This is a genomic window from bacterium (assembly GCA_030649025.1).
Lineage (GTDB): Bacteria > Patescibacteriota > Minisyncoccia > JAUYLV01 > JAUYLV01 > JAUSGO01.
The window spans coordinates 1-23962 of the sequence record JAUSGO010000033.1; the positions used below are offsets into that span (position 1 = coordinate 1).

Annotated in this window: 17 protein-coding genes, 2 tRNA genes and 1 rRNA gene; 6 read left to right on the forward strand and 14 right to left on the reverse strand. The window is 49.3% G+C overall.

The annotated features are described in order from the left end of the window. Positions 1 to 1282, forward strand: a 16S ribosomal RNA gene (locus Q7S09_04940); the annotation flags it as partial. Positions 1283 to 1575: 293 nt separating this feature from the next. Further along, positions 1576 to 2340 (forward strand): YdcF family protein, encoded by a 765-nt coding sequence (locus Q7S09_04945; GenBank protein ID MDO8558500.1) that lies wholly within the window; start codon positions 1576 to 1578, stop codon positions 2338 to 2340. 16 nt (positions 2341 to 2356) lie between these two features. Here the strand turns inward: Q7S09_04945 and Q7S09_04950 are convergent. The 14 genes from Q7S09_04950 to ftsH form a co-directional block, all read right to left on the reverse strand. Continuing rightward, positions 2357 to 2428, reverse strand: a tRNA-Arg gene (locus tag Q7S09_04950). 265 nt (positions 2429 to 2693) lie between these two features. Beyond that, the gene (locus tag Q7S09_04955; protein MDO8558501.1) at positions 2694 to 4112 is read right to left on the reverse strand and encodes a PhoH family protein; all 1419 of its coding nucleotides are present in this window, start codon (positions 4110 to 4112) and stop codon (positions 2694 to 2696) included. A 147-nt stretch (positions 4113 to 4259) separates the two neighbouring features. Further along, positions 4260 to 6716 carry a leucine--tRNA ligase gene (gene leuS, locus Q7S09_04960; GenBank protein MDO8558502.1) on the reverse strand — a complete coding sequence of 819 codons (2457 nt, stop codon included), beginning with the start codon at positions 6714 to 6716 and terminating at the stop codon, positions 4260 to 4262. Between the two features lie 13 nt (positions 6717 to 6729). Beyond that, positions 6730 to 7584 carry a TatD family hydrolase gene (locus tag Q7S09_04965; GenBank protein MDO8558503.1) on the reverse strand — a complete coding sequence of 285 codons (855 nt, stop codon included), beginning with the start codon at positions 7582 to 7584 and terminating at the stop codon, positions 6730 to 6732. Then, entirely contained in the window at positions 7581 to 9068 is a 1488-nt protein-coding gene (gene metG / locus Q7S09_04970; GenBank protein MDO8558504.1) for a methionine--tRNA ligase, read from the reverse strand. Before metG ends, Q7S09_04965 begins: the two co-directional genes overlap by 4 nt. 6 nt (positions 9069 to 9074) lie before the next feature. Then, on the reverse strand, positions 9075 to 9749 hold the full coding sequence (rsmI, locus tag Q7S09_04975; GenBank protein ID MDO8558505.1) for a 16S rRNA (cytidine(1402)-2'-O)-methyltransferase: 675 nt from the start codon (positions 9747 to 9749) through the stop codon (positions 9075 to 9077). 154 nt (positions 9750 to 9903) lie between these two features. Then, positions 9904 to 10467: a hypothetical protein gene (locus tag Q7S09_04980; protein MDO8558506.1), complete on the reverse strand. Its 564-nt coding sequence runs from the start codon at positions 10465 to 10467 to the stop codon at positions 9904 to 9906. A gap of 6 nt (positions 10468 to 10473) precedes the next feature. After that, the gene (locus tag Q7S09_04985) at positions 10474 to 11364 is read right to left on the reverse strand and encodes a prepilin-type N-terminal cleavage/methylation domain-containing protein (protein ID MDO8558507.1); all 891 of its coding nucleotides are present in this window, start codon (positions 11362 to 11364) and stop codon (positions 10474 to 10476) included. 94 nt (positions 11365 to 11458) lie between these two features. Continuing rightward, positions 11459 to 12688, reverse strand: coding sequence for a type II secretion system F family protein (locus tag Q7S09_04990; protein ID MDO8558508.1), 1230 nt, complete (start codon positions 12686 to 12688; stop codon positions 11459 to 11461). Between the two features lie 225 nt (positions 12689 to 12913). Continuing rightward, positions 12914 to 13351, reverse strand: coding sequence for a hypothetical protein (locus Q7S09_04995; protein ID MDO8558509.1), 438 nt, complete (start codon positions 13349 to 13351; stop codon positions 12914 to 12916). A 213-nt stretch (positions 13352 to 13564) separates the two neighbouring features. Next, complete coding sequence (locus Q7S09_05000) at positions 13565 to 15322, reverse strand: GspE/PulE family protein (protein ID MDO8558510.1); 1758 nt, start codon at positions 15320 to 15322, stop codon at positions 13565 to 13567. Positions 15323 to 15408: 86 nt separating this feature from the next. Beyond that, on the reverse strand, positions 15409 to 15789 hold the full coding sequence (locus Q7S09_05005; GenBank protein ID MDO8558511.1) for a response regulator: 381 nt from the start codon (positions 15787 to 15789) through the stop codon (positions 15409 to 15411). Between the two features lie 407 nt (positions 15790 to 16196). Then, positions 16197 to 16270, reverse strand: a tRNA-Ile gene (locus tag Q7S09_05010). Between the two features lie 385 nt (positions 16271 to 16655). Further along, positions 16656 to 18470: an ATP-dependent zinc metalloprotease FtsH gene (gene ftsH, locus Q7S09_05015; protein MDO8558512.1), complete on the reverse strand. Its 1815-nt coding sequence runs from the start codon at positions 18468 to 18470 to the stop codon at positions 16656 to 16658. A gap of 172 nt (positions 18471 to 18642) precedes the next feature. Here ftsH and Q7S09_05020 point away from each other — a divergent pair, with 172 nt between their 5' ends. The 4 genes from Q7S09_05020 (at position 18643) to Q7S09_05035 (ending at position 23908) form a co-directional block, all read left to right on the forward strand. After that, complete coding sequence (locus Q7S09_05020; protein MDO8558513.1) at positions 18643 to 19770, forward strand: hypothetical protein; 1128 nt, start codon at positions 18643 to 18645, stop codon at positions 19768 to 19770. Continuing rightward, positions 19755 to 21071: a hypothetical protein gene (locus Q7S09_05025; GenBank protein ID MDO8558514.1), complete on the forward strand. Its 1317-nt coding sequence runs from the start codon at positions 19755 to 19757 to the stop codon at positions 21069 to 21071. The genes Q7S09_05020 and Q7S09_05025 overlap by 16 nt, the downstream gene beginning before the upstream one ends. A gap of 243 nt (positions 21072 to 21314) precedes the next feature. Then, positions 21315 to 22235 (forward strand): hypothetical protein, encoded by a 921-nt coding sequence (locus Q7S09_05030; GenBank protein ID MDO8558515.1) that lies wholly within the window; start codon positions 21315 to 21317, stop codon positions 22233 to 22235. 209 nt (positions 22236 to 22444) lie between these two features. Next, positions 22445 to 23908 carry a hypothetical protein gene (locus Q7S09_05035; GenBank protein MDO8558516.1) on the forward strand — a complete coding sequence of 488 codons (1464 nt, stop codon included), beginning with the start codon at positions 22445 to 22447 and terminating at the stop codon, positions 23906 to 23908. Positions 23909 to 23962 lie beyond the last annotated feature (54 nt).

The window sequence follows — 23962 nt, forward strand, 5'->3', positions numbered from 1 at the left end:
CGCTTCGGGAGAGGCCTATGTCCTATCAGCTAGTTGGTGAGGTAACGGCTCACCAAGGCTATGACGGGTAGGGGGTGTGAGAGCACGGCCCCCAACGACGACACTGAGATACGGGTCGTACTCCTACGGGAGGCTGCAGTCGAGAATCTTCGACAATGGGCGAAAGCCTGATCGAGCGACGCCGCGTGCAGGATGAAGGCCTTCGGGTCGTAAACTGCTTTTGCCGGGGAAGAATTTCTGACGGTACCCGGCGAATAAGGGGTTGCTAACTCTGTGCCAGCAGCAGCGGTAATACAGAGACCCCAAGCGTTATCCGGATTCATTGGGCGTAAAGCGTCCGCAGGGGGTTGTGTTAGTCTTGCGTTAAATCACGGGGCTTAACTCCGTAACCGCGCAGGATACGGCACGACTTGGAGCGCGCAAGAGGCAAGCGGAACTCATGGTGTAGCAGTGAAATGCGTTGATATCATGGGGAACACCGAAGGCGAAGGCAGCTTGCTGGGGCGCCGCTGACCCTCAGGGACGAAAGCGTGGGTAGCGAATGGGATTAGATACCCCAGTAGTCCACGCCCTAAACTATGTTGACTAGCTATGCAGAGTATCGACCCTCTGCGTGGCGAAGCTAACGCGTTAAGTCAACCGCCTGGGAAGTACGGCCGCAAGGCTAAAACTCAAAGGAATAGACGGGAGCTCGCACAAGCGGTGGAACATGTGGTTCAATTCGACACTAAGCGAGGAACCTTACCAGGGCTTGAAATTCACCTGAAGGTGTCCCGAAAGGGGTGCCGTCTTACAAGGACAGGTGTCCAGGCGCTGCATGGTTGTCGTCAGCTCGTGCCTTGAGGTGTTCCGTTAAGTCGGGAAACGAGCGCAACCCCTATTGCCTGTTATAAGTGTCAGGCGAGACTGCCTTCGCAAAGAGGGAGGAAGGTGGGGATGACGTCAAATCAGCATGGCCCTCTGATGCCCTGGGCTACACACGTGTTACAATGGCCGGTACAAAGGGTCGCCAACCCGCAAGGGGGAGCCAATCCCACCAAAACCGGTCCCAGTCCGGATTGAGGGCTGCAACCCGCCCTCATGAAGCCGGAATCGCTAGTAAACGCCGATCAGCCTCGCGGCGTTGAATACGTTCTCGAGCTTTGTACTCACCGCCCGTCAAGTCAAGGGAGTCGGTAATGCCCGAAGATTATCTTTATGATGAGCTAAGGCAAGATCGATAACAGGGGCTAAGTCGTAACAAGGCATCGGTAGCGGAAGCTGTCGATGGAACATTTCTTTACTAGAAATATATCTTACAAGGATATATTTCTGGGTGTCGGTACGGACGTCGTATAAGTGTACGGTATTGTGCGGTGTTGTGTGGATCGAACCACCACGCCGCACCAAACGGTATGCTGCAGCGGCGAATAAGCCGTAAGTGTTTGCCGAAGGACTTTGGAAGATCGGCTCGTTTCCGGTGACGTCCACCGGAAAATTCAGGGCAACGAAAAGCACAAAAACCCCCTTTTGCGGGGGTTTTTGTGTTTTTTCATTTTATTTGAAAGGATCCCCCGCATAGGGTAATCTTATAAAATGAGAGAGGCAGGATCCGAACCAAAATCTTATACTATAGTAGAGACGGAGAGGAAGGAAGCCTATGAACGCCTGTGCGAGGGCAAGCCCGACGCCCTTTATATTTTGGCTCGTGATATTGTAAAAAATGAAGCAACCGGAGAATATAAATCGGGAAGTTACGGGAGCAAAGGAGACGTCCATGGGTTGATGGGTGGCGCAAAGGCCCGAAGTATCGCGGCGGCCGAACTACATCGTTTCTTTCCCGAAGCAAAAGTGGTTGCCAATAGCTGGATAAAGACTGAACCGGCAAGCTTTGCCCGTGTAACTGCCGAAGAACTCCAGAAAAGGGGCGTAGATGAAAAAACGATCATTCTTCAAGAAAACTCCTACTCTACATTTACTGAACTTCTCGAGCTTATAAAGCTAATCGCGGCAAACGACTGGCATCACGTATCGGTAATAACCAGCGACTTCCATATCCCGAGGTCGAAGGCAATGCTTGAGCATATTGACGAGCTCCATGATCCAAACGGCTACTGGGAACAACCGGAAGTTCAGGAAGCCCTAAAAAAATTTAAAGAAATGCGATCAAGTGTACGAATCACTTTTGTCTCCGCGGAAGAAGTGCTGCTTGCGACTAGCCCGCATTATAAAAAAGTCGTTGACGAGGCACGAGGGCTTCCCGCCTGGAAAACCACAATGGAAATGGAGCAGGCTGGAACGGCACAGGTTCTTGAAGGGACATATTGGAAGAACCTTCCGCCAACATCTGTAAAGCAATAGCTTTTTCTAATTGATGTGCCCTCGACAGGAATTGAACCTGTACTACCTCCTTCGGAGGGAGGCGTTGTATCCGTTCAACTACGAGGGCATGATGCTCACTGTTATACACTATTTACGCGCCGCGGTAAATCCCGCACTTATCGCGATAAGTGCGGAGCAAACTCCATAGAAACCCCCGACACTAATCGTCCGCAGTCGGTATATCCGTAGACATGTGACAAAATTATTTTTTAAAATCTTTATGCATCTTACACGTTATTTGCGGCGCGTTGCCCCGCTAGCGGACAATTAGTGTGGGGGTAAAGAAAAAACCCGAGCCCGAAGGCTGGGGTTTGTTTGTATGAATATGTAAATCACAGAAGTTGGTCGGCAAGCTCTGCCAGCAGTGAGCGCTCGGTTTTCACAAGGGTGATGTGCCCATATACCTCTTGCCCCCTGAACGCTTCAATGGTATCCCACAACCCATTCGATGTGGGGTGGCAGTACGGATTGACGATCTGATGTACGTCGCCGACAAGCACAATCTTGGTGCCTTCGCCCATGCGGGCAATGAGAATCTTCGTGTCCGCGTGGTCGATGTTCTGCACCTCATCTGCGAGCACGAAGCTCTTGTGGATGGTGCGTCCCTGCTCGTAATTTATAGGAGTAATACGAAGCAGTCCCGCCCGGATGAAATCGCCCATGCTGGTAAGAGCCGCTTTGGTTTCCGTATCTCTGTCGGACTTTTTCCATTTTGAATTTTGTTGACACGCAGAGACCCCTCTTCGTTTTTCGAGCATTAAGTCAAAGTTGTCGAGGATGGGAAGCGTCCATGGGCCAAACTTTTCAGAGATGTCGCCGGGAAGAAATCCAAGCTGATTCCCAAGCTCGAATGTCGGACGATAGATAACCAGCTGATCGTACAATTCCTCGAGCTGTTCGTATCCGGCAACGAGCGGCAAAAGGGTCTTCCCACTGCCGGTCGCCCCCTTCAGGGTCACAATGAGTATCTGGGGATCTTCGAGGAGGGCGCATGCGAATGCCTGTTCATTATTAATGGGGCAGATGCCCCGTTCTGTTCCCTTCGGAGTAGGTTTTGGAACATAGCGGAATACCCCGTCCGCCTTTTTATAAATTGCCAAAAGAGTCTGACCGGTCGGGCGCACCAAGTAGCAACAGTGATTGGGATATAGGTTCTCCGGAGGCTGCTCCAGGGCTTCAAACACTTTTTCGACAGGGACCGATTCTTGTTCATGGAGCTGCCGGAAAATATCGTATGCTCCTTCCCGAATGAGGGGAAGGGTCATGATTCCCGTGAAAGACTCGTCAGTCGCCGAAGAGCTTTTCTGGAAGGTATATGCTTCGGTTTCAAGGCCGATGGCGCTCGCAATGATTCGTACGTTAAGGTCGTTACTTTTGACCACGACAGGCCGACCGTGTTTTTTTTGCCAACGATATCCGGCGAGTATGATCCTGCTATCGTTGCTCTCTTCCAGCGCAATGGGGTGTTCTGCGAACTTGATCGGCTCAATATCCACATAGAGTCTGCCACCGCCTTGTTTCGGCACTCCCTTTTGGAGAGAAGCCGCATCCCCGTATTTGGCAATGTTGTTGGAGGCCTGTCTTGACTTACTCTGCGCATTCCTGTCGCGTTGATCGCTCTTGAGTTTATCAAGTTCCTGAATGACGCAGATATGCACGAGCACATCGTTATCCCCGAATTTCTCTACGGCCTCGGGGTCTTGGATCAATACGTTGGTGTCCAGATCGAAGACCTTTTTTTCGTCAGGCAAGTTGCGCTCCTTTGGCACTCGGGATTTGGTAGGGATTATTGATGTCTTTCAATGTACAGAATCGGATACTACCATATTTTGCAAAAATTTACAAGTCCGCCTAAATTTTGTTCAGAAAAATTCAGGCGAGCAGGTTCTAAGAGTCTGCTATGCCTCGGGGAAAATGACATTTATGAGGCGGTCTTTCACAAAGAAGATTTTTGTGGCAGTTCTGCCATTAAAATATTTTTTCAACTTCTCATCTTTCTCTGCGGCATCCTGCGCATCTTTTTCTTCTGTGCCTTTATGAAGGTTGATGGTGCCGCGCACCCTTCCGTTTATCTGCACGACGAGATTGAACATTTCATCTTGCGCAAGCCCCTTCTGATACGCGGGCCATGGCGCAAGATGAATGCTCTTGTTGTAGCCGAGTGATTCGCTCCAGAGCTCTTCCGTTACGAACGGCGCAAAAGGAGCGAGTAGCTTCAGGAATGATTCCCGATATTCCGTAGAAATGTTGTCGGAGTTCTCCATCTCGCGAAAGCAGACCATGAGTGCGCTTATGGCCGTATTGAACTTTAACTGCTCAATATCTTCGCCAACCTTCTTTATGGTCTTGTGTAGAGTTTTTAGAATATTTTTGCTATCTGTCGCGTCTTTCTTGCTTGCCGGCGCGCTTTGATAGAATTTCCAAACGCGATTTAAAAATCGGTTCACGCCATGTATCCCACCCGGGTTCCACGGACCGCCCTGGGAGTAATCTCCCATAAAACAAAGATAGAGGCGCACTGTGTCTGCCCCGAAATTCTTCACAAGGTCGTCGGGGTCAACAACATTGCCCCGCGACTTAGACATTTTTTCTCCATCGGGGCCCAAAATAATACCCTGGTGCCGCAAGGCGGTGAAAGGTTCTCGGAAGGTAAGATGCCCGGCGTCAGCCAGGGCCTTGGTGAAAAACCGGGCGTAGAGCAGGTGCATCACCGTGTGCTCGCTTCCGCCGATGTAGAGGTCTATAGGAAGCCAATGTTTCAATTTTTTTGCAGACGCGAATTCTTTGTCGTTCTTAGGGTCGGCATAACGCAAAAAGTACCATGAAGAGTCCACAAACGTGTCCATGGTATCCGTCTCGCGCTTGGCAATAAGGCCGCACTTGGGACACGTTGTCTTTACGAACGCATCCGAGCGCGCAAGAGGGGATTTGCCGTCTCCCGGCGGATTGTAATCGTCAACGTCCGGCAGGAGAACAGGAAGCTCTTTTTCGGGTACCGGGACAATGCCGCATGATGTGCAATATATGACAGGAATAGGTGCTCCCCAGTATCTTTGGCGCGATACTATCCAGTCATGGAGCTTATAAGTTACCTTCGGACATCCCCAGCCCTCTTTCTCCATCCAGCGAATCATCGCCGGAAGTGCTTTCTCCGTCTCTATGCCGGTAAATTTATCCGAATCCGCCATCCACCCGTTTCCGGTATACGCATGATCTCCGACGGTTTTTTGCCAAATGTCGGTTTCCACATCCCCCATGCCGGGAGCAATGCCTTTAATGACCCAGGTTATCGGTAAGTGAAATTTTTTGGCAAATTCAAGGTCTCGTTCGTCGTGCGCCGGAACGGCCATGATTGTGCCCGTGCCATAGTGCCCCAGTACGTAATCGGATATCCAGATGGGAATTTCTTTTTTTGTAGCCGGATTTATGGCATAGCTTCCGGTGAACGCTCCGGTCTTTTCTCGCTCGGTGCTGGTGCGTTCTATCTCCGTGGCCTTCGCGGCCTGCATAATGTATGCTTCAACGGTTTTTTGTCGTTCCTTTGTTGTCAGATCCTTTACCATCGGGTGCTCCGGCGCAAGCACTAAGTATGTAGCGCCGAATATCGTATCCGGGCGCGTAGTGAATACTTTGATATCCGATCTTTTGTCCTTGATGCCAAATTGTATTTCCGCTCCTTCGGAACGGCCAATCCAATTCCGTTGCACGGTCTTTGTTTTTTCCGGCCAATCGAGCATATCGAGGTCGCGCAAAAGCTCGTCCGCGTATGCGGTTATCTTGAACATCCACTGTTCTACTTTTTTACGAATAACCTCTTCTTTGCACCGTTCGCATCTTCCGTCCACCACTTGTTCGTTGGCAAGCACTGTTTTGCATGATGGACACCAATTTGCGGGTATTTTCGCCCTATAGGCAAGCCCTTTTTTGAATAATTGCAGGAACATCCATTGGGTCCATTTGTAGTATTCGGGATCTGCGGTAATAACCTCGCGCGACCAGTCGTATGACGGTCCCATGCTGTAAAGCTGTTTGCGCATCCGCTCTATATTCGAGTACGTCCAGTCTTTCGGGTGTAATTTTCTTTTTATCGCGGCATTCTCGGCGGGCAGTCCGAACGCGTCAAAGCCAAAAGGGCTCATGACGTTATATCCCTCCATGCGTTTTTTTCTGGCGACAACATCCGCCGGAGCGAAATTATACCAATGGCCGATATGGAGATCCCCGGAGGGATACGCGAACATGACGAGGTGATAGAATTTCTTCCTCGAGTCATCATCCGCGGCCTTATACGTGCCGTCTTTCAGCCACGCCTTCTGCAACTTCTCTTCAATTTTTTTGTGGTTATAGAGTTTCATTGCGTAAGACGCATTAGATCGCAAATGCCGTTCTGGCATTTTGCGTTGTTTGACGCGCCACTTCATCAAAAGATATATTTTTTATCTCTGCGATTTTTTCTGCGGTGAATTTTACGTAGCTTGGTTCATTGCGCTCTCCCCGGTGGATTGCGGGCGCGAGGTAAGGGCAATCGGTTTCCAGCACCATGCGTTCAAGGGGAATATTTTTCACTGCTTCCAGAAGTTCGGGATCGGAAGCTCCTGGAGTTTTTTCTTTTCGGGGTTTGAAGGTGATGATGCCGTTGAAACTGATGTAGCAACCCAGGTCCAGAAATTTTTTCGCTTCCTCCCAGTTGCCAATAAAGGAATGGATGATAACATTGCTTAATATTTTGCGGCGCTCTCTGAGAATCTCATAAATATTCTGATAGGCGTCGCGCGAATGTACCATGAGGGCCTTTTTAAGTTCCGAAGCCAGCTCTATTTGCTGTATGAATGCGTCTTTCTGAGTGCGTTTTATTTCCTCTGCCTCGCTATCCGGCAGGTGGAAGTATTCAAGCCCGCATTCGCCGATGCCAATCACTTTCTCATGTTTCGCAAGCGTCTTATATGCTTCATAGTCGAATTTCTCCTCTCGAGAGTCAAATCCGAATTCCTCCTCGTCGATATGCTGTGAAAAAAGATGTACGGGGTGGAGCCCCACAACCGCGTATACGCCTTCTGGGTAGTGCCCGGCATATTCCACCGCGCGGCGCGAGGTATCAATTTGCGAGCCGACGTTTACAACCCAAGTACCTTCGTCAAGCGCGCGCTGTATGACCGCATCACCATCGTTCTTGAAGGCGTTGAAGTTCACATGCGCGTGAGTGTCGACGAGGAGGGGATTCATATACGCGGGAAAAGTGGCTTGCCTTTATGGACCCGAAGCTTCACATTTCGGTCTATCGTAAGAGTATCGTCGGCAATACCGAATTGTTTATCGATTTCTTTATAGATGTCAGGAAGAAATCTTCTTGAGAGTCTTCTGATGCGCAGGATCAGGCGTGAAAGATTCGCTAAAATACTTTCGGTATCATCACCCGATTTACTCCAAGGTTTTTGTTCGTCTATATATTGGTTTCCGAGCATCACGAGCTCCCATAATACGGAGAGTGCCATATGCAATTGATAGTCGACAAGGCCTACATTGATTCGGCGCTCAGCGTCTTCCATGGGTTTTGTGAAAGTTTCATCGCTTCGTCCGAGGTTTGCAATTCCTGACTTTTCTGCGAGTGTAGCCACTCGAGAAACTAAATTCCCAAGGCCATTGGCCAGGTCGCTATTATAGCGCTGGATGAATTTTTCTTCGCTGAAGTCACCATCTTCAGTTGCCGGAATCTCGCGTAAAAGGAAGTATCGTACTGCATCAGCGCCATATTTCTCTACCAGTTCAAATGGGTCAACCGTATTTCCGATGGATTTTGAGATTTTCTGGCCATTTACCGTCACATATCCATGCACCATGATATCAATGCCGTTTTTGGGGAATATGCCGGCCGATTCAAGCATCGCGGGCCAATAGATGGCATGGAACCGCATAATGCCCTTGCCAATGACATGGAGCACCTCTGCGTCGGGCGCATTCCAGTATTTTTCAAATAACGCCTCGTCGCCAGAGCCATATCCGAGCGCGTTGATATAATTGGTAAGCGCATCAAACCATACATACATCATCTGCGAGTCATCCCCGGGCACAGGAATACCCCAGTTCTTTGCGCGCTCGTTTGAGCGCGAAATGCTAAAATCTTCCAGTCCCTCTTTGATGAAGTTCAAGACCTCGTTCTGGCGGCTTTTTGGATGAATGCGGATTTTATTGTTCTCAAAAGCGTCCAGAAGGAATTTGGAGTAATCCGAGAGCTTGAAAAAGTAGTTTTTTTCGTGTACGGGCTCCGGTTGCGTTTTGTGTTCGGGGCACAAGCCGTTCTCCAGTTCTTTTTCAAGGTAAAATGTCTCACAGCCCGTACAGTAAAGCCCCTCGTATTCTTTTTGGAAAATGTCCTTTTTACACGCTTCCCAAAATTTCTGCGCGCCTTTTTTGTGACGTTCCTCCGTTGTGCGGATGAAATAATCAGCCCCAATATTGAGCGATTGGGTCAATTTGAAGAATACATTAGCATTTTCGTCAACGAACTGCTGGATCGGCACACCTGCTTTTTCTGCCGCCTGCACGTTCTTTATGGAGTTTTCATCGGTGCCGGTGAGAAACCGCACGTCATCTCCCGCTTCCTTGTGAGCCCGCGCAATAACGTCGGCCTGCACCAATTCCAAAGCAAAACCAATGTGGGGTTTGGCATTTACATAGGGAATTGCGGTAGTGATGTAGGATTTTGACATGGGTTACTACGACACGATGATTACGAATTCGCCACGCGGATTTTTTTCAATTTCCGGAAGAATTTCATCAAAAGTTCCGCGATACACTGTCTCAAACTTCTTGGTCAATTCCCGGCAAACAATCACCTTTGTTACTTGTTTTTTGTTATCTGCTTCTTTGAGCTCTCGAAGAGAGCGAATGATGCGATGTGGAGATTCGTAAAATATTACCGGGTATTGCGCCAGCACGATTTCTTCAAAGAATTTTTTTCGTTTCTTCTTGTGCGGCGGGAACCCCATAAATAAAAAACGGTCTAGGGGAGTTCCTGCAATGCTGGAGGCGGCAATTAAAGCGCTTGGACCCGGGACGGGAGAAATGGTTACCGTGCTCCCAAGTGCGCGTACTACTTGAGCAACAAGTTTTCCGCCGGGATCCGAAATGCCCGGAGTCCCCGCATCGGTGGCATAGGCAATGTCCTTCCCGTCTTGCAGGAGCGCAATGGCTTTTTCTATGGCTTTATCCTGGACCCGCTCTCGCAGTGACAGAAGAGGCTTGGATATGCCAAAGTGCGCAAGCAGTTTTCCGGTGACACGCGTGTCTTCGCAAAATAACGTATCAACTTCTTTAAGAATCCGTAATGCCCGAAGCGTCATGTCTTCCAAGTTTCCGATAGGAGTGGCTATGATATAGAGCGTAGGCATGTGGGAGTGCTACCGAACAACCATTCGATTTCGCTTTAAAAGTCTATTCGACAGCAGTCACATTTTAGCCGATTTCGGTGTGTTTGGCAAAGAACCTCGGGCATCGGCCCGAGGATATTTTGGTTGCGTGTCCAGATTTGGCAGACACCGAAAGCTAATTCTTATATAAATTCGTAAGATATGCTTCTATGGCAAGCGTTTTGGTTCCTGTTTGCGTACCCCAGGTCAGAGTTATTGTGAATTTTTTGGTGTCCGGATCAAGGGTTCCGGAAGAGGCAATGTCATCATTGGTGTCGCGATACACGTTTTGCATCACCGCCGTCCGAGTGAAAAAACCGTCGAGCGCTCCGGGATCGGAAGAGGAGAGTATCCAAGCGCTTGCGGTCGGCACGATATAATAGGTGGTGCTTGCGGAGAGTGTGCCGATGCGCGTGGACCAGCTCTCATCCCGCATGGCGTGTAAAGCCTCAACACCTTCATGGGCATAGTACCCCGCGCGCAGTTCAAGTTTCTTCTCGGAAGAGATGCGGTGCGAGAGGCCGGCAACTTCCGCGATAGAAAAAAGTAGAACGGTCGCGACGAATATGACGATCATGACTTCGATGACGCTGATGCCGCGCTGAGAATTTCGAATCGCGTATTGCCCAGCCTCGCCTCGCCGTCTCGGCGAGGCGGGCGTATTGCGGATTAAATTCGTGATTCGTGATTCGTGATTCATAATTCTTTATTGAACGCTCATCACTCCTCCATAAATTTCCACCGTGGAAGTGCCGCTTGCGGCGTAAGACACAACATCTTTTTCAACCCCATCAATGATTGAAACTTTCACTGCTTTTGTATTTTGATCTTTGTGGCGCTGGATAGAAAGGAGTGTATTGGAAATATCAAGCGAGTGCGCACTGACCTTAACATGCTGATTTTGGCCGTATACATCGGTATCTCCCTCCCAGGAAAATGATGTACGCGGAGGAGTTGGCGTCATGGTGACGTCGGTTACCACGTCCGGATTCGGGGAGTCATAGAAACGAAGACGGAGTGTTGTTGCGTTTTGTATCGACCAGCCCAGGTCAAAGTGAAGATGCCGGGTATCCGTGATGCGCGTATTGAGTGCCGAAATACTCGAGGCGGCAACGGATACATCTCCCGAGCTATCGATTTGGATTGTTCTTGCCGTCACAACACTTCCTTGCGGACGGATGCTTATGGTTCCAATTGTTGAAGTATGTCCGGTAAGGCGGTCAAATACCACCGCTTGCGTTGAGGTGGATAAGGCAATGTTGAATATTTCTACCTGGGAAGGCAGGGCATGGTCTTCATTTAAGGAACTGCCGGAAGTATACGTGCGGCCCATGAAAAGCGTGTACGTTGCCGACTCGAAGTGCACGCCGTAGCTGGAGGCGTTCTCGGATGAAATCGTCTTGGAGCGCGCCAAGCGCAGAGCCCCTAATATTCCCTCGCCGACGCTGTCAATGTCGGATTGCTGTCTGAATGTGGTGAGAGTATTGAATACGAAAACGGTGATAAGGGCGATTATGGAGACAACCAATAATAACTCAATGAGCACAAAACCATTTTTTGTCGAACGTATGTATGGTTTTCGTAAATATACTGCCATCGCCGAATTTCAAATATCTAATATCAAATATCTAATAAAAATCCTCAAAGTTTTATTGGAAATTAGATATTAGGCATTGGATATTATGTGCAATTTATCCGGCTTGGCTCACGATCGCATAAAGCGGCTGGATCATGGATACGGCGAAAAACCCGACGGCAACGCCGATAACCACCATGAGTGCAGGCTCAATAATGGAAGCAAGGTTCTTGGTTATGGCGGAAACCTCTTCTTCATAGAAATCGGCAACCTTCACCAAGATCTCCGAAAGTTTTCCGGATTCTTCCCCAACCTCGATCATTTGTGTAATGAGTCCGGGGTAAAGTTCGTGATATTCGGCAAGCGATTTAGACAGCTGTTTGCCCTTTTGCACTTCTTCGCTTGCGGTGATAAGCGATTTGCGGAAATAATAATTGGAAAGCGTGCGCGCACTGATCTCCAAAGCCCGCACCATGGGCACGCCGGATTCGATGAGGGAAGAGAGAATTCGCGACATGCGGGCGGAATTTACTTTTTTTGCGATATTTTTAAGAATGGGAGCCTTCAGGATAAGCTTATGAAAGATTTTCTTACCGATTTCTTTCTGAGAAAAAGTGCGCAGGGCATAGATGAGGGCAAAAATAGCAGCGAATACGAGCAGGGCATATTTTTCCATAATATGCGAAGTAAAAATGATGACTTTGGTCGTAAAGGGAAGCTCGACGCCAAGATCCACGAATATTTTGGTCAGTTTGGGAATGACGAAGATCATCATCATGGCACCAACTAAAAACATGATGACGACAACCACTGCCGGGTAGATCATCGCTCCCTGCACCTTCGAGCGTAAGTCGTGTTCTTTCTCGTAGTGAAGCGCAAGAAGTTTCAAAACTTCTTCTAAGTTTCCCCCGGTCTCTCCCACACGGATCATGCTGGTATATATCTCTTCAAATATTCCGGGGAATTGCTCCAGGGCATCGCTGAACGGCTTCCCGGATCTTACGCGTTCGGAGACTGCAAGAATGGTCTTTTTAAACCGCTCCTTCTCCATTTCCTTGGCAAGAATATCGAGAGCCCGGTTTAACGAAACCCCCGCTCCCACAAGCACCGCAAGGTTGCGGGAAAAAATCATCTTATCCGCAAGCGAGATGTGCTGGAGAAAGTCAAAACCTTTTTGCAGGAACGCAAGCTTCGGTTTTTGGGTTTTTAACGCTTCTTCCGAGAATGTTAACACATAGCCGTCTTTGCGAAGTTGCCCCGCAACATCAAGCGTGTCAGTCGCCTCTAATTCTCCGGTCTTTACTTCTCCCTTAAAATTTTTTGCTGAATATGAAAATAAGGGCATGGATTTTATTGCTGGTTCTCGATTATGCGATTTTTCTCCACCAAGGGGGAAACCGCTCCAACCCCCTTATGTTTAATTGGTTGACTCCCCCTTGAGTTGCGAAAAATCGCATAATTCTCGAAAGCAATAAAATTCGGAAAGGGGAGGAGATTGGATAAGGAGTCCCGGCGGCTGCCCATCTTCGGTGGGAACCCATCCGCCGATTTGGGAGATTTAACTTCAAGTTTATAGTAGTTCTTTAGAAATCCGTTTAAATTCTCTTAAGCTAGGATTGCGTCTTTTCAGTCTTTTTAATACGGGACGCAACTTTTTATATGTTGTTTGCCACAAACCAGAAACTTTATATTTTTTATCCAATATTACTAGGACTGCGTAGTCAAAATCATGTTCCGAAAATCTGCTTGTTCTTCCCCGGTCGCTATGCCCATGTCTGGTTTTAATTTGATATCTTCGACCCTTCTTATCAATAGCGTCATATCCGGCAATTAACGGGTTGGCTACAAGATTTAGTTTAAGTTTTTGGCAAGTCAGTAATTCGCCAACTTCACCAGTGATTCCTAACTTTCTTCCAGTCAGCTTTTCATATTCTAGTTCGGCGGAAACTGCTTTTTTAACTGCGCGCAAAGCCGGATGGCCGATTTTAATTATTTTTTCAATCCTCATAATTTTAATCGGCGGTTTTGCAAAGCCATTCCGAAGGAACGAAAACCGACGGAACTCCAACTAACACTTTTTATTTTTTTCAGGAATAATTTGCCGAGTGCGGGTTGTCGCAATTCTGAAGCTCAAGGGAGGGATCAATCCTTTAACTTGGGGAGGGTTGAAACGCGCTCCTCCCTTGGTGAAAGAATTGCGACAACCCAAACGAGTTGCAGATTATTCCTGCGTCGCCCGTAGCACTTCCTCGAGCGATGTCACCCCCTGCACGGCCTTAATGAACCCATCTTCGATCATAGAAACCATACCCAGTTTCTCGCGCGCAAATCGGTCTATTTCATCGGCATTGGCGTTCTTTTCTATCAGCATCCGCACATCCTCCGTCACATCCAGCACCTCGTAGATGCCAACTCTGCCTTTGTAGCCGTCGGGAGATTCGGGAGCGGGTTTCGGCCGGAAAAGTTCGATAGTCTCCCAAGTTGCTTTTTGAGGCACGATTTTCTCCCGCTTCATAAGTTCCAGAATTCTGTCGAAATCGGCAAGTTTCTTGAGGTTTGTAAGTTCCGCGCCGGTGAGCTTATATTTTTCAGCGCTGTCACGCCAGAGCTTTCTCACCAGCCGCTGTCCGACGATGACGTTTACGGTGGAAGAGATAAGGAACGGCTCCACTTTCATATCGATGAGACGGGGAAGGGCTCCGGAAGCGCTATTGGTGTGGAGCGTTGAGAGTACAAGGTGCCCCGTGAGCGAGGCGTTCACGGCCATATCGGCAGTTTCCTGGTCGCGGATCTCCCCAACCATGATGATATCGGGGTCCTGGCGAACGAGCGAGCGCAGGCCCGAGCCAAAGGTAAGACCGATATCCGATCTTACTTGTGTCTGATTGATGCGTGGCATGCGGTATTCGATGGGGTCTTCGATGGTTGAGATGTTCACATCGGGCGTGTTGAGAATGTCGAGAATGGTGTAAAGCGTTGTTGTCTTTCCCGATCCGGTAGGACCCGTGACCAGAAGCATTCCATGTGGGCGCTGGATGTTTCGGTGCAGAACTTCAAGCGCAACTCCGTGGAATCCCAGATTTTCCAGCGTATAACCTTTCGAGTCTTCGGGCAGGAGACGCATTACGATCTTTTCTCCGTCGTACACCGGCAAAATGGAGACGCGGAACGATACTTTGTAATCTTCGCTCTCAATCTTAAAGCGTCCGTCTTGCGGCAGGCGATGTTCATCAAGGCGCAAGTTTGAGAGCACCTTGATGCGCGCCACAAGCCCCGCATGCACTTGTTTGGGAAGCGTCATCGTGTCGTGCAAAATTCCATCGATGCGGTAACGGACAATAACCTCATGCTCATACGGTTCAACGTGGATGTCGGATGCGCTTTGCAGGATGGCGTGTTTAATGAGGGTGTCCACAATACGCACGATGGGAAGATCTTCCGCAATCTTCCGCAGATCGCCGGCTTCTTCCTCGCCCCCCGCCTTTTCTTTTATGACGTGAACCGCTTTGGATTCTTTGTCGATAATGTCGCCGAACTCCGCGGAGAGCGAGCGTTGGTACTGGGTGAGAATGTGCTTTATGGATTCGGCATTGGTGAGCCTCGGGAGTATGGCGAGGTTCGATTTCTTGCGGATGAATTCAATGGTTTGCAGATCTTCCGGGTCAAGCATCGCAACGTGCAGCTCCTTATCCTTCTTTTTGAAGGCGATGATGCTATGTTTGCGGGCAATGGGTTCGGGAATGATCTGGAGAATTTCAAGGGGGATGTTTTCGCGCGTAAGGTCTACGAAGGGAATACCTAAAATATACGCTTCGAGTTTAACAAGCTTTTCTTTAGAAATAATTCCGAGGTCCAGAAGAACGTCTCGGAATTTCTTTTTGGTGCGTTCGGTCTCCTGCTCTGCTTTTTCGAGATTCTCGACGCTTGCCAAGGCCCCATCAAGCATGAACGCTTTCAATTGTTTTGGGTCAACCCTCACTGCAAAGAATCTCTAATATCCAATATCTAATATCTAATCAAGGCTTTGCCATTAGAGATTAGGAGTTAGACATTAGAAATTATATGTCAGGAATTTCCCAACACGTTCTTTATTTTCTCGGTGATGTGCGCAATTTCATAGTTCGGCTTCACAAGGTACGCGGTTGCGCCAAGAGACACCGCGCGATCAACGTTTTCCACCGTCTCGAGATTCGAGAGCACTATGACCGAAATATGTTTAGTGGCGGGATTTGCCTTTATGGCTTCCAAAATCTCGAATCCGTCTTTTTTCGGCAAGATAAGGTCAAGGAGTACGAGGTCAGGATTTTCTTTCATGATAAGGGCTAATCCCGCTTCTCCGTCATATGCGTTTTTAACGGTGTACCCCTCTTCAACCAATGCTGCCGTGAGCTCCTCTTGCAGGTGCGGCTCATCTTCGATAAACACGATAGTTTTTTGTTTAGACATAGCAAGTAGGAGAATTATGTCATTGCGAATTACGTATTGCGCATGATGCGTGTCCGAAATTCGTAATCCGTAATCGACTAATTCCTATAAGGAAGCATAGCCAAAAAATCCGCTTTTTGGAAGTGGATAAGATAAAAACAGCTTTTCTGGCCGATGTTAGTCCGGAAATAGATAAGCCTTCAATGTTTTTTTGTGGGTGAAGTTGGATTCGGTTTTGTGCTTGGCTCGTTCCCCCTGGGCAGACAATCATTCTACCGAAACAACGCATCTGCCCGCGAAACGTAAAGACGTTTACGTTTCGCCCGCCTCCGCAAAACCCCGGGATGTCCCCCGGACATCCCTTCGAATCCATCCACGAGCACAAGATAGCAAAAACGCCTCCTCAAGGGAAGCGTTTTTGCTATCTGTGGGTGCAGATGGATTCGAACCATCGACCCCGGCTTTATAAGAGCCGTGCTCTAACCGACTGAGCTATGCACCCAAAAGCCCTTCACTCCACTCCTTGCCGCCGATTATAATCGCGCCCCCCACCATTGAGCTACGGGCGCATGATAGGCCCATCGTACGATATTTTTCTCAAAAAATCAAAAAATCTTCCAAAATAAAATATGGCGGCTGGGGTCCCATTCAAAATGGGCAGACGCCATACTCCAACGTACACACTTTTTTCCCCGCGCGATGCGTTATTCTTTCTCGTTAAGTTTTATTGTGCATGGAGTATGTTGTTTCAGAAAGCCTCTCGGAGGCTTTGCGTGCACGGTTCCCGCCTTGGCGGGAGCGCAAAGCCGAGAGCGGAGCGGCGCCTGCCCGCTGGAGTGAGGCGACCGCGTCTTTATGAAACAAGCGTGCGGAATGCACAATAAAACTTACTCCTTCATCAACTTCTCAAACACATCGCGCTCTATCGTCTCTTTTTCCATTAGCTCCTTGGCAATGCGGTCAAGTTTGTCCCGGCGCGTCGTTATAATACGCTCCGCAGTTTTTTGCGCATCGGTGATAAAGCGCGAAACTTCCTGGTCGATAACACGGGCAATGTCATCGGAATAGTTTCTCTCCGTCGAGATTTCTTTGCCCAAAAAGATAAGCTCCTGCTGTTCTCCGAACGTCATGGGGCCCAGCTTCTCCGACATGCCGAATCGCATTACAAGTTTGCGTGCAAGGCCGCTTGCTTTTTCCAGATCGTTGGAGGCGCCGGTGGTAATGTCTCCGAAAACCGTTTTTTCCGCGACGTGTCCTCCCAGCAGAACCGCAAGGTCGGCGAGAAACTCCTTTTTGGAGTGAAGGTGTCGGTCCTCAATAGGAAGCTTCAGCGTGTATCCTCCTGCCCGGCCCCTCGATATGATGGAAATTTTGTGCACGGGGTCTGCCTCCGGCAAAGAGGCAGCAACCAAGGCGTGTCCAGCTTCGTGGTAAGCCGTGATTTCTTTTTCTTTGGGCGAGATGATCCTGCTTTTGCGCTCGGGTCCGAGCATGACCTTTTCGATGGATTCGAACAGCTCTTCTTGCCCGATTATTTTTTTATCCCTGCGCACCGTGAGAATTGCCGCCTCATTCATGAGGTTGGCAAGATCCGCTCCCGAAAATCCCGGCGTGCGCTCCGCTACCGAGCGCAAATTCACATCCTTAACAAGCGGTTTGCCCTTAATGTGGATTTTGAGAATTTCTTCGCGGTCGGCGATATCCGGTTCATCAAGCGTGACCGAACGGTCAAACCTTCCCGGGCGCAAAAGAGCTGGGTCGAGAATATCCGGCCGGTTGGTCGCCGCTATCACGATGACGTTGGTATCGGTGTCAAACCCATCCATCTCCACCAAGATCTGGTTAAGCGTCTGCTCGCGCTCGTCGTGTCCTCCGCCAAGCCCCGCTCCGCGATGCCTTCCCACGGCATCGATTTCATCAATGAACATAATCGCCGGAGCATGTTTTTTAGCTTCTTTGAAAAGGTCGCGCACGCGGCTTGCCCCAACGCCTACAAAAAGCTCCACGAATTCTGATCCGGACATATTGAAAAATGGGACGCTCGCTTCTCCGGCCGCGGCTTTGGCAAGCAGCGTCTTTCCGGTTCCGGGAGCGCCCATCAAAAGTACTCCTTTGGGTATCTTCGCTCCCATCTCAAGGAATTTCTTGGGATGTTTCAAAAACTCAACTATTTCCTGAAGCTCTTCCTTTGCCTCCTTAAGCCCCGCAACATCTGCGAAGGTGGTGCGTGCTTTTTTATCGTTTGGGTCTATCATGCGCGCCTGCGACTTGCCGAAAGAAAAGGCTTGCATGTTGCCGCGAGAAGCCTGCCGTATCATGAACCAGAACAAAAGCCCTATGAATAGGAAGGGGAGTATGATGGGCAGGAGCGCAGAAAGCCAATAGAGAAACCCGGAAGGGTCCTTTACCTCGATATTCACTCCCGAAAGCTTCTCCGGTTCTACGCCGTAGGTTTTTAATATTTCGGCCAGAGAACTCTCATTTTCCTTCCGGGAAGTCTCTTTTTTACCGTCTTTGAGAACGATATGCAGATCGTTGCCCTCAACCGATATCTTTTCTACTTTTTCTTCCTTGATCTGCGCAACAAGCGTGTTGAAGGCGATTTTCTCCTGTTTATCCGCGGGGCGCATGAACGCAAAAATACTCGAGATGGCGAGCAGTGCTATAACGACCGTCAAGAAGTTTTTGAAGGCTTTGTTCATTTTCTTTCCACAACTCTATTGGGATTCTTACTCTTCCACTCCCAGAGTATACCAACGCTCCTTTTTGTTGTCGAGGTCCATGCCCTAATAATAAAAAAGGTCGCTCAAATAGCAAACTTTGCGGCTGCCAGTCTCAAAATGGTATACTACGGGCTGATTCAAAAATTCTCAAATGCATCGATACCATACTGCCAATGATCAAAAAATGGAACGGGGAAGATTAAAATTCAGTTCCCTACTATTTGTTATTTGTTATTTGCTATTTGCTTCTTTTTTTGGGCGTGGCGCGCATGCCCAGTCTCCCGGCTTTTCCGTTTCTCCCGTAAAAACATTCACCACTCTCCGGCGCGGAGAAACTTATCGGGGCGTTTTCGAGATCGTAAATAAAAGTTCCGTACCTCTGCCTCTTGCGGTAAAGGCGGAGTTCTTCGGCATTTCGGATGAGTTGGGTTCCGTGGTGTTTCGCGATTCATTGGGCTTTGCCTCCGGAGACAATCCCGATACGTGGCTCGTGCTGTCGAATCCCTTCTTATTGCTTGGACCAGGAGAGTTCCGCCCGGTTCCCTACACGCTCACCGTTCCAGCCGATGCGGCTTTCGGCACCTATACGATAGCGGCGGTTTTTCAATCGAAGTTCCCCGAATTGACCGAAGCAAAAAACAGCGCCCAGCTTCTTCCGGGAATAGGCGCGCTCTTTTTTGTTGACGTGGTGTCCCGGCCGGGAGAGGCGCTTGCGGAAAAAGGCCAGCTTACGGTAAAGGATTTCTCCATTCCGGAGAGCCAAATAGTGCAGTTCAGGCCATTCGGCGCCTCACTCGTCCAGACCCTGAAACTAGATCGCATATCGTTGGCTTTTATTGAAGGAAGTCCTCTCACATTCACCGCGCGGCTTTTCAATGAAGGGCGGTATCTGGCCCGTCCTACAGGACACGTTTCCATCTCTAACATTTTAGGGAGCGAGATAGGGCGCGTTCCGTTTCCCGATGGGGCGGTTCTGCCGGAAGCTTTGCGCGCGTACGCGATATCGTTTACAAGAACGCCCCGTTTCCCGTCCCTGGGCTTCATTCCCGATTTCTTGCAAAGAGGGTTTCTTCCCGGCCGCTACACGGCCCGTCTTGTCCTTGACGCCAATTCCGATTATGTGGCCTCTCCGGGGCCTTCCGTCATCACGTTCTGGGCATTTCCAAGGCTGTTCGTGTTATCCACAGCTCTACCCCTTACATTCCTTTTGTTATTCGTGGTATTATATAGAAAGCGATTCTTATCCGCCTTAAAAGTACTTCTATGGCGAAAATCATAAAACGGTATTCTTTCAAAGTGTTTGCTTTGGTTTTGGCCATTAGCATGTTCGGTTTCTATTTTTCCTTTGTAGACAGGTCACAGGCGGCACAGGTTTCAAGCCGTAGCGATACGCTCAATAACTCCGGAGCCTCGTTTAGCTTTGTGCAACCCACCGCTGTAACGTCCAATCACACGTTCGTTTTCACGATAGAAAACAGCCTGGATACTGTTGGATGGAACGGGGCAGATAGCAAAAGCGCGTCGGATACCATCGTGATCACTATTGATCCTGACGCAAGCGGCTTTGATTTAACCGGAATTGATTGCGGAGATGTGGACCTTGCTTTTGGCGCAATACCCGGCACATCAGCCAGTATTTCTGATAATGCAAATGGCGGCAGCCGCACGACACGGACAAGTTGCCCGGGGTCAGCGACGACCTGGGGCCTTTTCATTGATTCTTCGGCGGATACCCTTACGTTTTACACGCCAACAGCGGTGCAGACGCATGTGGTGACCAGCACCATTGTGAATGTTCGCGTTGGCCTTAACGCAACGTTTCAAGACACGGGGAACGAGGTTATTACCAATCCTACGGCCGTAGGAACCAAGAAGATGCGTGTTGGCGGCACATTTGGAGGGACCGGCGATATGCTTGTTGCTATTTTGAGCGGCGTTGAAGTGTCGGCAACGGTAGCCGAGACGCTTACTTTCAACATTTTTGGGCTTCCCGGTCAGGGTCCTGCGGGAAACATTAATAACATGGCTTCTTGTAATTCGATTCCGGGAACAACCGACGATGATGACAGCGAGACCATTACGCTTGTTACCACCACGGCAACCTCGGTTCCTTTTGGAGCAATCACTTCAGGTAATGTATATCAAGGATGCCAACGTCTTGCGGTTTCCACCAATGCGGCGGGAGGCTATACTGTAAGCCAGCGTTCAAATAACTCCCTGAAAACCACTGGTGACGCGATTATTCCTGATACCGTATGCGATGGTACCCCGAATTGTACGCCATATATAGAGGACACCTGGACTAGTAATGCCCCGGGGCTTGGCGTGAGCTGTAAGAGTTCCACCAATACATCCTCATCTTGTTCAGCATCAAGTCCAAACTATGCTAATGGTGCTAACTTTACTCCCTTTGCCAACGAGAGCGCAGGATTTGTCTCCTCAACGCGGTTTTCCACCACCTCGGTTGCTCCATGGGGAGAGATTCAAATAAAAGCAAAGTATCGCCTGATAATTCCGGGTACCCAGGCCGCAGGAACATACACGAATATCGTTAATTACATTGCAACGCCTATATTTTAGACCTCGGCGCATTCCCACAAACTATTGCAAAAGTTGTGTATAAACTCCCCTTGTAAGGGGAGTTTTTGGTGTGGTATGATAATTTTGCAGTTTTTGTGCCCCCACACTAATCGTCTGCCTATAGGATGTCTATAGGTTTGTTACGAAGTCTAGTTTTTTAGTGAATACTTTGTTCTTCGAGAGTGTTACTTGTGACGCTTCGCGTCGCAAACAGACAATTAGTGTGGGGGTGTGAGCTAAATTATGCAAAAACTATTTTTGTGGCTATCTTCTTTTTTTGTGGGCATGAGCATGCCCATTTTTGCGTTGGCGCAGTCGTCAGGAATTACGATTTCACCCCTTACCTTTGAACTTACGGCCGACCCCGGAGAGATGGTTTCAAATAAATTACTGGTTACCAATCCAACCGGAGGCTCTCTTATTTTTGAAATGGAAGTGCAGGATTTCACGGCCGCGGGAGAAGGAGGAGAAGTTATCGTGGGGCCCGATGTGGATGAAACCCTTTCCATGGAGCGATGGGTTTCAACGAATCCCATGCGTTTTACCCTGGAGCCCGGAAAAACCCAAGTGGTTGATTTTACCGTCTCGGTGCCCCAGGACGGCGAGCCGGGGGGGCATTATGCTACGATTCTTGCGACCATCAAGGGCTCTACGGACGTAACGGGGTCTGCTATATCGCAAAAAGTTGGCTCACTGGTGCTTCTTTCCGTCTCCGGATCCATCCGCGAGGAGTTATTTATCCGTGAATTTTCCGTACCGTCTTTTTCCCAGCAGGGTCCCATATCGTTCCTGGTGCGTTTTGAGAATATCGGTTCGGTGCATGTGATGCCGATGGGCTTTGTCACCATCGCGGATTTTTTTGGGAACAAGGTTGCGGATGTTCCGCTCTCTCCGAAAAGAGTTTTGCCGGGCAATACGAGAAAAATAGAGGTCATGTGGGATAAGCGCTATCCTATTGGAAAATTTACCGCGACGCTCGTGGGAAGTTTTGGGATTTCAAACACGCCTATTTCGGCGGTCACGACATTTTGGGTCTTCCCGTGGAAAATTGCGCTTGAAGTTCTCGGAGGACTTATCGTGCTTCTTGTGGTGCTTATCAAAACGCGGAAACGCTTCCGTGCGGCCTTCAACATATTGTTTAAAGGGGAACATGCTTCGTTATAGCTTCCGCTTTGCCTGCAAAGCGAAGCAGATACGTGGCATTACCGACTCTCTTGTGCAAATTTTCCCCTAGTTCGTAATCAAGCCGCGAGGTACACTAAGCCTGCCCGCCACAGCCCCTCTTCCGATGTTTGACACGCATCCGATGCCCCGAAGTACTATCGGAAGACCGCCGCATCTTTTATGGCGGGCTTTGGTAAGTAGGAAGGACCATGGCGAGTCCTATTTTTTATCTTAATAACAAGGGAAAGAACCTACGTTCTCAATGGAAGAACGCGCTTGTTGTTGTAATTGGAATGAGCGCGTTCTTTTCTTTTTATTTTGGACGAACGCTCATTGTTCAGGGCGCACAGGTCTCAAGCCGTGGCGACGAGCTTTCCAACTCAAATATATCCGCAACATCGAACCATACGCTGACCTTTGTCGTACAGGATGATATCGCCGCGGGAGAGACGCTCACGATAGATTTCCCTGATTTTTCGGGGCTGGCGGACATTGACTGCGGAGACGTTGACGCCTCAACGTCCGTTGAATTCGGTTTTAACTCCGCCTCGCATCTTTCCAGCTGTGCCGCAACTGCAACGGCATGGGGCTTTGCAGTATCGGGAACGGCGTTGACCTTGACGGCTCCGACCGCTCCGGGAGTGTATGTGGTAACGAGCACCGTCGTTATCATACGCATCGGATCCAATGCGACGTTCCAGGAACAAGGAACGAGCTGGATGACCAATCCTGCAAGCGCAGGAACAAAATTCGCGAACATATCCGGAACATTCCAGCAAAATGTAGTGATTTCTGGCATCGTTGTTGCCATTGGCGAAGGCTCTGCAGTGAGTGCAACGGTTCCGGGTCCCTCGTTAACTCCCACGCCTACGCCCGCGCCAACGCCGACTCCCGCTCCGGGAGGAGGGGGAGGAGGAGGGACCATCTTGCCTCCTGCGGGCGAGACAGCGGTAACGCTTGCCGGCAAGGCCTATCCGCGGGCATTTGTTACGGGGCTCAAAAATAGCCAGGTCGTTTCAACCGTCAGCGCGGGGGAAGACGGCATGTTTGAGATAAAACTCAAAGGGATACAGCCCGGAATTTATACATTCGGCGTATTTGCGGAAGATGCAAAAGGGCGTAAATCGCTTACCCTCTCGTTCACCATCAATGTCATTAAAGATCTGACGAACATGGTCAGCGGTATTTTTATTCCGCCGACCATCATCACCAACCGCGACATCTTTTACCCGGATGAGACGCTTGAAATTGATGGATATGCGTTCCCAAAAAGCAATGTCAATGTCGTATTTAATTCCTCGCATGAAATTTTAGAGCGCGTCTCGTCTGACGCAGACGGCCTATGGTTGCTCGCCTATTCTTTGCAAAATCTCGGCATTGGAGACCACTCGACGCGCGCAAAGACGCAAGCGCCGGATGGGGATCAGAGCACTTTTTCGGAAACGCGGCTTTTTCGCATTTTCCCCAAAGGCGTGCCGCTTCCCACTCCTACGGGGCCCGTATGTCATGGGGCGGATCTGAATAACGACGGAAAGGTGAACCTTGTTGATTTTTCCATTTTGCTCTTCTGGTGGCAGTCGCGGAATCCCCAGAATCCCTGCGCCGATATCAATAAAGATGGTATTGTGAACCTAGTTGATTTCAGTATTATGATGTTCCAGTGGACCCGGTAGGCGCGGGCAAGCGGTTGCATTCTTTTCGCTTAACGCTCCGGATGAGAAAACCAA